Origin of the sequence: Empedobacter sp. UBA3475 (assembly GCF_002378465.1) — a bacterium.
GTDB lineage: Bacteria > Bacteroidota > Bacteroidia > Flavobacteriales > Weeksellaceae > Empedobacter > Empedobacter falsenii_B.
The window spans coordinates 77,374-84,618 of sequence record NZ_DFRA01000015.1 but is presented as its reverse complement, the minus strand read 5'-3'; the positions used below and the strand labels follow the sequence as shown (position 1 = coordinate 84,618).

The 7,245-nt window shown below is 31.5% G+C and carries 8 protein-coding genes, 1 tRNA gene and 1 pseudogene; 7 read left to right on the top strand and 3 right to left on the bottom strand.

Going from position 1 to position 7,245, the window contains the following annotated elements:
- Window positions 1-109: 109 nt before the first annotated feature.
- Window positions 110-182 (bottom strand) — tRNA-Lys (locus tag B3I31_RS04400).
- 298 nt (window positions 183-480) lie between these two features.
- Between B3I31_RS04400 and B3I31_RS04395 the strand changes: the two genes are divergently transcribed.
- Window positions 481-1,086, top strand: coding sequence for a hypothetical protein (locus tag B3I31_RS04395; protein WP_115001390.1), 606 nt, complete (start codon window positions 481-483; stop codon window positions 1,084-1,086).
- Between the two features lie 2 nt (window positions 1,087-1,088).
- Window positions 1,089-1,616, top strand: coding sequence for a shikimate kinase (locus tag B3I31_RS04390; protein ID WP_038334501.1), 528 nt, complete (start codon window positions 1,089-1,091; stop codon window positions 1,614-1,616).
- Here B3I31_RS04390 and B3I31_RS04385 read toward each other — a convergent pair.
- Window positions 1,613-2,026 carry an RNA-binding S4 domain-containing protein gene (locus tag B3I31_RS04385; protein ID WP_291058945.1) on the bottom strand — a complete coding sequence of 138 codons (414 nt, stop codon included), beginning with the start codon at window positions 2,024-2,026 and terminating at the stop codon, window positions 1,613-1,615. The two genes, B3I31_RS04390 and B3I31_RS04385, sit on opposite strands and share 4 nt — an antisense overlap.
- 67 nt (window positions 2,027-2,093) lie before the next feature.
- Between B3I31_RS04385 and B3I31_RS04380 the strand changes: the two genes are divergently transcribed.
- Together B3I31_RS04380 and pncB are read left to right on the top strand one after the other, a co-directional pair.
- On the top strand, window positions 2,094-2,861 hold the full coding sequence (locus B3I31_RS04380; RefSeq protein ID WP_291058943.1) for a hypothetical protein: 768 nt from the start codon (window positions 2,094-2,096) through the stop codon (window positions 2,859-2,861).
- Between the two features lie 96 nt (window positions 2,862-2,957).
- Window positions 2,958-4,160, top strand: a complete 1,203-nt coding sequence (gene pncB, locus B3I31_RS04375) for a nicotinate phosphoribosyltransferase (protein WP_291058941.1) — start codon at window positions 2,958-2,960, stop codon at window positions 4,158-4,160.
- Window positions 4,161-4,233: 73 nt separating this feature from the next.
- Here the strand turns inward: pncB and B3I31_RS04370 are convergent, their stop codons facing one another.
- Entirely contained in the window at window positions 4,234-5,538 is a 1,305-nt protein-coding gene (locus B3I31_RS04370; protein WP_180904959.1) for an aminopeptidase P family protein, read from the bottom strand.
- Window positions 5,539-5,876: 338 nt separating this feature from the next.
- Here B3I31_RS04370 and rpsF point away from each other — a divergent pair, with 338 nt between their 5' ends.
- From rpsF to rplI, 3 genes and pseudogenes are all read left to right on the top strand, one after another.
- The gene (rpsF, locus tag B3I31_RS04365) at window positions 5,877-6,224 is read left to right on the top strand and encodes a 30S ribosomal protein S6 (RefSeq protein WP_038334492.1); all 348 of its coding nucleotides are present in this window, start codon (window positions 5,877-5,879) and stop codon (window positions 6,222-6,224) included.
- An 8-nt stretch (window positions 6,225-6,232) separates the two neighbouring features.
- Window positions 6,233-6,535, top strand: a complete 303-nt coding sequence (rpsR, locus tag B3I31_RS04360; RefSeq protein ID WP_019976570.1) for a 30S ribosomal protein S18 — start codon at window positions 6,233-6,235, stop codon at window positions 6,533-6,535.
- Window positions 6,536-6,556: 21 nt separating this feature from the next.
- Window positions 6,557-7,054, top strand: a pseudogene (gene rplI / locus B3I31_RS04355) (50S ribosomal protein L9); the annotation flags it as partial.
- Window positions 7,055-7,245 lie beyond the last annotated feature (191 nt).

Below are 7,245 nucleotides of genomic sequence, written 5' to 3'. Positions count from 1 at the left end.
GAGCTACCAGGTCTCCGTTTTTTCGGACTGCAAATATACGATTATATCTGAGTTTACAAAACGAAAGACGTTTTTATTTTTTTATATAAAAAAGAACGTTTTGACTAAGTGACCTGGCTGGGGCTCGAACCCAGGACCCCAACATTAAAAGTGTTGTGCTCTACCAACTGAGCTACCAGGTCGGTTTCTTAAATCGAGTGCAAATATAGGGCGTTTAATACTAATTTAACAAACGTTTTGTGAAGTTTTTTACAATTTATTAATTAATCATTTCGGTTTTAAGAACTTAAATTTAGATAAATTTTTAGTTTTTTTTTGAAAGATAGAATTTCGGATAAGAAAACTGAAAAAATAAGCCATAGAAACATCATTTTATATATTTGATAAATGATTTATATACTATATTTGTCATCCAGCAAATCTAAATCTATGTGAACCGAAATTATTTTCGGAACGCTATTTAAAGATTGAAATTTTAGAATGAAGAAGAATATACTATATATTATTATTGCTTTGTTTTCGATAGTGTCGTGTAAAAAATCTGACAACCCAGAGGCAGACGTACCCGATTCTGAATATGCAAACAATTGTAATCAGGAAACAAAAGATGCACATTTGTCTAATTTTGCATTGAAAGAATTAAAGGAATTAATAAAAGATCAACCACAGATTATTCATCAAAAATTGAATGATCGTTGTTTCAAGGTTTCTAAACTTGGAAAAAATTTATACATTCAAAATTCAGATCGTTTAGATTCTTTGAAGATTAAAAACAATAATCAAGGAACAATGTTTTTGAATAAAATAACAGCAATACAGGTTTCACAAGAGATTGTTTATAAATTAACATATTCTTTTCCTATTAAATTCTTGAATCAATATAGAGCAGAAATCAAAAAAGATGCGCCAAAATCTAAATATCATCATTCAAATTCAATCGTTACTAACGAAGATTATCAAGTAACTTATAATGTGGAACGTTATGATGCAAGACGTTTGGAGAATACGTATTCATATCAAATTGATACGTTTGATGGATATGCGAGATTAACTATTTTTTATTCAGAAGACTTACCAGTAGACTAATCATGATTATTTCTTTAGTAGGATATATGGGTAGCGGAAAATCGACTACCGGAAAAGATTTAGCCAAAGCATTGGGTTTCGAATTTATTGATCTTGATGATTTTATCGAACAAAAATATCAAACAAAAATTAGTGAGATTTTTGAAAAAGAAGGCGAATTAGGTTTTCGTAAAAAAGAACGAGAAGCCTTAAAAGAAGTTCTGACTTCAACAAACATTGTGCTTTCTTTAGGCGGTGGAACTCCTGTTTATTTCGATAATATGAATGAAATTGCCAACAATTCAATTTCATTTTTTATGCGTGTACAATTACCACAATTGGTGAAACGATTAGAAAATAAAAAAGAAACTCGACCTTTAATTGCTCATCTTTCTAATGAAGAAATGATGGAGTTTATTGCGAAACATTTATTTGAACGCAATCAATATTATGAAAAGGCAAAATATACAATCAGTATTTCGAACCAAAGTACATTAGAGATTTTGGACGAAATTATGAAACATCTTAAAAAGGAGAAGATTTGGAATTAATCCAAATCTTCTCCTTTTATAATGATACCTTCTGCATCTTCTCCACCCTCTTCTAAATATTCATCCAAATCTCGGCGATCTTTTTTCGTTGGTCGACCTTCACCTCTTTCACGATAATAATCTTGCGAAAGCTTTCGAAGCTCTAAAACTTCATATTCTTCTTTTGGCGTTGTATCCACAATATGCAAGGTTAACAATTTAGCTCCAATTCTATTATTTGGCACTTGCAATACTTTAAAAGATAAATTAATTTGATCTTTTCTCACCTCAATCGCATCACCTGGAATTATATCTCGCGACGCTTTTGCTACATCTCCATTCACTTTTACACGATTCTTTTTTACCGCATCAGCCGCTAAAGATCTCGTTTTATAATATCTAACACTCCAAAGAAATTTATCTAATCTCATTTAAAACTGAATATTTGTTAGGTTAAACTAATATTTTTTCTAAATTCGCAATATAAATCGAAATAACATGATAAAGAAATTCTTCGTTACTTTAATTGCATGTTCTGCTGTTTTAGTAGGATGTAATAATGATGATGATAATGGTGTAAATAAAGAAACTAAAATTCCAGTTGAAGAACGTAATGCTTTAGATGATGAAGCGATTCAACAATATATGGAAGATTATTATTTCAATCCTAAAAATGGAAAACTTACAAAGTTTGATACCATAAAAGGAAACGATGATGATGCTTATCCAACATTAAAATCTTTAGCAAAACAAGATAACTTAGGAATTTGGTATGCCGAAAATCCAAATCATAAAGGAACAGGAGAATCTATTGTTTCTAATGATAGTACTTCTATTTATTTAAATATTGAATCAAGCTCTTTCCTAGCTACAAATAGCACAGATTACAAAAGAAAATATGGCTTAGTTAGTCAAATTTATCTAACTGGATGGAACTCAATAAATTTAGGAGGGACTTCTGCTGTAGAAGATCCAACTTATTATTACTACATTCCTACTGAAACTGAAGCTAAAAATGGAGTAAAAAGAGAACATGTCGAATTGAAAAATTTCGCAGAAGGGCTTAAACACTTTAAATCTACAAACCGTTCTACAAATGATTTATACAACTTTCAAGGTGTAATCATTTTACCTTCTCGTTTAGCTTATGCACGAAATAAATACTACGTTTCTGGATCAGGACTATCTGATTACTCATCATTCAGAGACCTTACAATAGTTTTCAATTTCGAATTACCTAAAATCGAAAAAAGAACAACAAAATAATTATCTTCAAAACAAGATAATCATACAAAAACCATCTGTATTGATGGTTTTTTTTTATCTTTAAATTTCAGAATATATTAGAATTAAACCTAAAAAATGAGTATTATAAAATCTATTATCGATAACGATTTCTATAAATTCACCATGCAATTTGGCGTTACAAAATTATATCCAGATGTAATGGCTCGCTATAAATTCATCAACCGTGGTGAACATCAATTTCCTGAAGGTTTTGCAGATGAATTACAAAAAGAAATCAATACAATGGCTTCACTTGCTTTAACCAAAGACGAAAAAAACTTTTTCACAACGAACTGTCCTTATTTGAGTCCAGCTTATTTAGATTTTTTGCAAGGTTATCGTTATGATCCAAATGAAGTAAAAATCACTCAAAATGGTACTGATGTAGAAGTGCATGTAGAAGGATATTGGTATCGCACAATTCTGTGGGAGGTTCCAATTCTTTGCTTAATTAGTGAAGTTTTTTACAAATTAACTAATGCAAAACGCATCACAAACGAAGAAATCACAAAACGTACAAGCGATAAAGTTGATTTATACAATCGTCTTGGCGTTACAGTTGCGGAATTTGGTACCCGTCGTCGTCACAGTTACGAAGTTCATGATGTCGTAATGAAAGAATTAACAAACCATAAAGGAAAAAGCTTTGTTGGAACTTCGAATGTTCACTTTGCGCATAAATATGGTGTAAAACCAATTGGAACACACGCTCACGAATGGTTTATGTTTCATGGTGCACGTTACGGATTCAAAATTGCGAATTCAATCAGTTTAGATCGTTGGGTAAAAGTTTATTATGGTGATTTAGGAATTGCTTTGACTGACACTTATACATCGGATGTTTTCTTTGGACAATTTGATAAAAAATTATCTAAATTATTTGATGGCGTTCGTCATGATTCTGGAGATCCGATTGAGTTTGGAGAAAAAACAATTGCACATTACGAAAAAATGGGTATCAACCCTTTATTCAAAACGATTATTTTCTCGGATGGATTAAATTCAGAAAAAGTGGAAATGATTACAAAAGCTTTCAAAGGAAGAATTGGATTATCATTTGGAATTGGAACCAACTTAACAAACGACACTGATTTAAAACCTATGAATATCGTGATGAAATTGACCGAAATTTCTTCTATTGATATAAAATGGACAGGTGTTGTAAAACTTTCGGACGAAAAAAATAAACATACCGGAACGCCACGTATGATTGCTCTTGCAAAAGAAATGTTAGATTTAGATGACATTCCATCACATGATGCGCCAGAAAATGATTAAGAATATTCTTTAAAATAAAAAATGGAACTCAATATTGAGTTCCATTTTTGTTATCATTTAATATAATGAAAGATTACTTATTCATTAAATCTTCGATTTCTTCTGCTTCTAACGGAATATTTTGCATCAAGTTGAAAGGTTTTCCTTCTTTCTGAATTACATAATCATCTTCCAAACGAATTCCAAAACCTTCTGCTGGAATATAGAATCCTGGCTCGTTTGTGAAAACCATTCCAGCCACAAAATCATCAGTCAATAAACCATAATCATGTGTATCTAATCCCATATGATGAGACGTTCCATGCATCATGTATTTTTTGTAAGCTGGCCAAGCTGGATCTTCGTTTTGTACATCTGCTTTATCCAACAAACCTAAACCTAACAATTCAGAAGTATAAACTTTTCCTAATTCTTCGTGGTATTTGTACCAATTATTCCCAGGAACTAACATCGTTTCCGCTTCTTTTTTACAACGTAAAACTGCATCATAAACTTCGCGTTGGCGTTTTGTATATTTTCCATTAACTGGAATTGTACGTGACATATCTGATGAATAATTTGCATATTCAGCTGCAACATCAAACAAAATCAAATCACCATCTTTACATTCTTGATTATTTTGAATATAATGCAACACATTTGCATTATTTCCAGACGCAATAATTGGCGTGTATGCAAAACCTTTTGAACGATTACGAAGAAATTCGTGAACAAACTCAGCTTCGATTTCGAATTCCCAAACTCCAGGTTTTACGAAATTTAAAATACGACGAAAACCTTTTTCTGTGATATCACACGCTTGTTGAATCAATTGAATTTCTTCTGGTTCTTTTACAGAACGTAAACGTTGCAAAATAGGATTTGAACGTAAATAAGTATGTCCAGGATAATCTACTTTCAATTGTTTTACAAAACGATCTTCGCGCGTTTCTACTTGAGGTGCTTCTGTTACGCGATAATGCTCATTTTTATTTACATAAACATTATCTGCTTCTACCATCAATTTGCGCAAAACATTTGGTAAATCTTGTAACCAAAGTACAGTTTTGATTCCAGAAACTTCTGTTGCTTGAGCTTTTGATAATTTTTCTCCTTCCCAAACTGCAATATGATCGTTTGTTTCACGAACAAATAATACTTCCTTATATTTAGGATCGTAAGCGTCAGGAAAAATTAATAAGATAGATTCTTCTTGATCAACTCCAGATAAATAAAAAATATCACGATGTTGTGCAAACGGTAACGTAGAATCTGAAGAAATTGGATAAATATCGTTAGAATTGAAAATAGCAAGAGAACGAGGTTTCATTGCTTTTACAAATTTCGCTCTGTTCTTTACGAATAACTCGCTTGGAATAGGATTGTATTTTGTTGTCATAAAATTTTACATTAATTATTATGACCAAATTTAAGAAGATGTTTTTAGAAAAAAAAGGAAAACCCTCGCAGAAACGAGGGTTTTAACCTTAACCAACCTAAACCTATGAAAAAGCCATTAGCCTTTTATGTTGACAAATGTAAGCTACTTTTTTTAAACTGCAAATTTTTTTTAAAAAAAGTCAATATTTTTTGAAGATCAATATGATAAAACGATAATATTCAATAAATAAGGTTTTAATAAAAATTCAATAAATATTCATTTGTAATATTTGGATTATTATTTATATATTTGCACCTCGAATTTTAGTATAAATAATAACTTAAAAGAAGTTAAAAATGACACATTACGAAACTGTTTTCATTTTGACTCCCGTTCTATCTGATTCTCAGGTAGAGGAAGCAGTTAATAAATTCAATGACTTTGTTACTGCTAACGGTGGTGAAATCGTAGCAAAAGAGAACTGGGGCTTAAAAAAATTAGCTTACCCAATTCAAAACAAAAGAAATGGATTCTACCACTTAGTAGAATTTAAATCAGACAATAACGAGTTAGTTTCTCAATTAGAAGTTGCTTACAAACGTGATGAGCGTGTAATCCGTTTCTTAACTGTGAAATTAGACAAACACGGTATGGACTGGGCAGAAAAACGTAGAACAAAATTAAAGTCTAACTCTAACAAATAAGCAAAGCTATGGCAATTGACGATTTAGCAAAAAAAGCAGCTGGAGGTAGCGAATCAGAAATCCGTTATTTATCTCCTTTAGATATCGAAACACAATCAAACTCAAAATATTGTCGTTTCAAAAAATTTGGAATCAAATACGTTGACTATAAAGACGCTGATTTCTTAATTCAATTCGTGAATGAGCAAGGTAAAATTTTACCTCGTCGCTACACAGGAACATCTTTAAAATACCAAAGAAAAGTTTCTAAAGCGATCAAAAGAGCTCGTCACTTAGCATTAATGCCATTTATTGGTGATCAATTAAAATAATAACCTAAATATTAAAATATCATGAACGTAATTTTAAGACAAGATGTAGAAGGTTTAGGTTTTGAATTTGAAGTTGTTTCAGTAAAACCTGGATACGCACGTAACTTCTTAATCCCTCGTGGATTAGCATCAGTTGCAACTCCAAATAACGTAAAAGCATTAAACGAAGTTTTAGAAGCTCGTAAAGCAGAAGAAGCTACATTAATCGCTGCAGCAAAAGAAAAAGCAGCTAAATTAGATGGTTTAGTTGTTAAAATCGACGCTAAAGTTGGTTCTGGAGACAAATTATTTGGATCTATCAACAATGCAGATTTAGCAGAAGCTTTAGTAAAAGCTGGTGTTGAAATCGAGAAGAAAAACATTAGAATCCCTGGAAACACTATCAAACGTTTAGGAAAATACGAAGCTAAAGTTCGTTTCCACAGAGATGTTGAAGTAGATTTCGGATTTGAAATTGTACCAGATGCTGCATCTATCAAAGCTGCTGAAGAAGCTGCTAAAACTAGAGCAGAATTAGCTAAATTAGATGCTCAAAAAGCAGCTAACGCTAATAAAGAAGAAGGTTCTTTCTTTAACTTCGATAACCCAATTTACGCTAACGACAAAAAAGCGAAAAAAGAGGAAGTATCAGAAGAAGTTGCTACAGAAGAAGCTCCATCTACAGAAGAATAATTATTATTCAACTATATATAAAAAAACCTCGCAATTGC

Bases quoted from the DNA above. Each gene is read 5' to 3' on its own strand.
- B3I31_RS04380 (WP_291058943.1), top strand. From the start codon at position 2,094: ATGATAAAGAAATTCTTCGTTACTTTAATTGCATGTTCTGCTGTTTTA.
- B3I31_RS04385 (WP_291058945.1), bottom strand. From the start codon at position 2,026: ATGAGATTAGATAAATTTCTTTGGAGTGTTAGATATTATAAAACGAGA.
- B3I31_RS04390 (WP_038334501.1), top strand. From the start codon at position 1,089: ATGATTATTTCTTTAGTAGGATATATGGGTAGCGGAAAATCGACTACC.
- rpsR (WP_019976570.1), top strand. From the start codon at position 6,233: ATGGCAATTGACGATTTAGCAAAAAAAGCAGCTGGAGGTAGCGAATCA.
- rpsF (WP_038334492.1), top strand. From the start codon at position 5,877: ATGACACATTACGAAACTGTTTTCATTTTGACTCCCGTTCTATCTGAT.
- B3I31_RS04370 (WP_180904959.1), bottom strand. From the start codon at position 5,538: ATGACAACAAAATACAATCCTATTCCAAGCGAGTTATTCGTAAAGAAC.
- pncB (WP_291058941.1), top strand. From the start codon at position 2,958: ATGAGTATTATAAAATCTATTATCGATAACGATTTCTATAAATTCACC.
- B3I31_RS04395 (WP_115001390.1), top strand. From the start codon at position 481: ATGAAGAAGAATATACTATATATTATTATTGCTTTGTTTTCGATAGTG.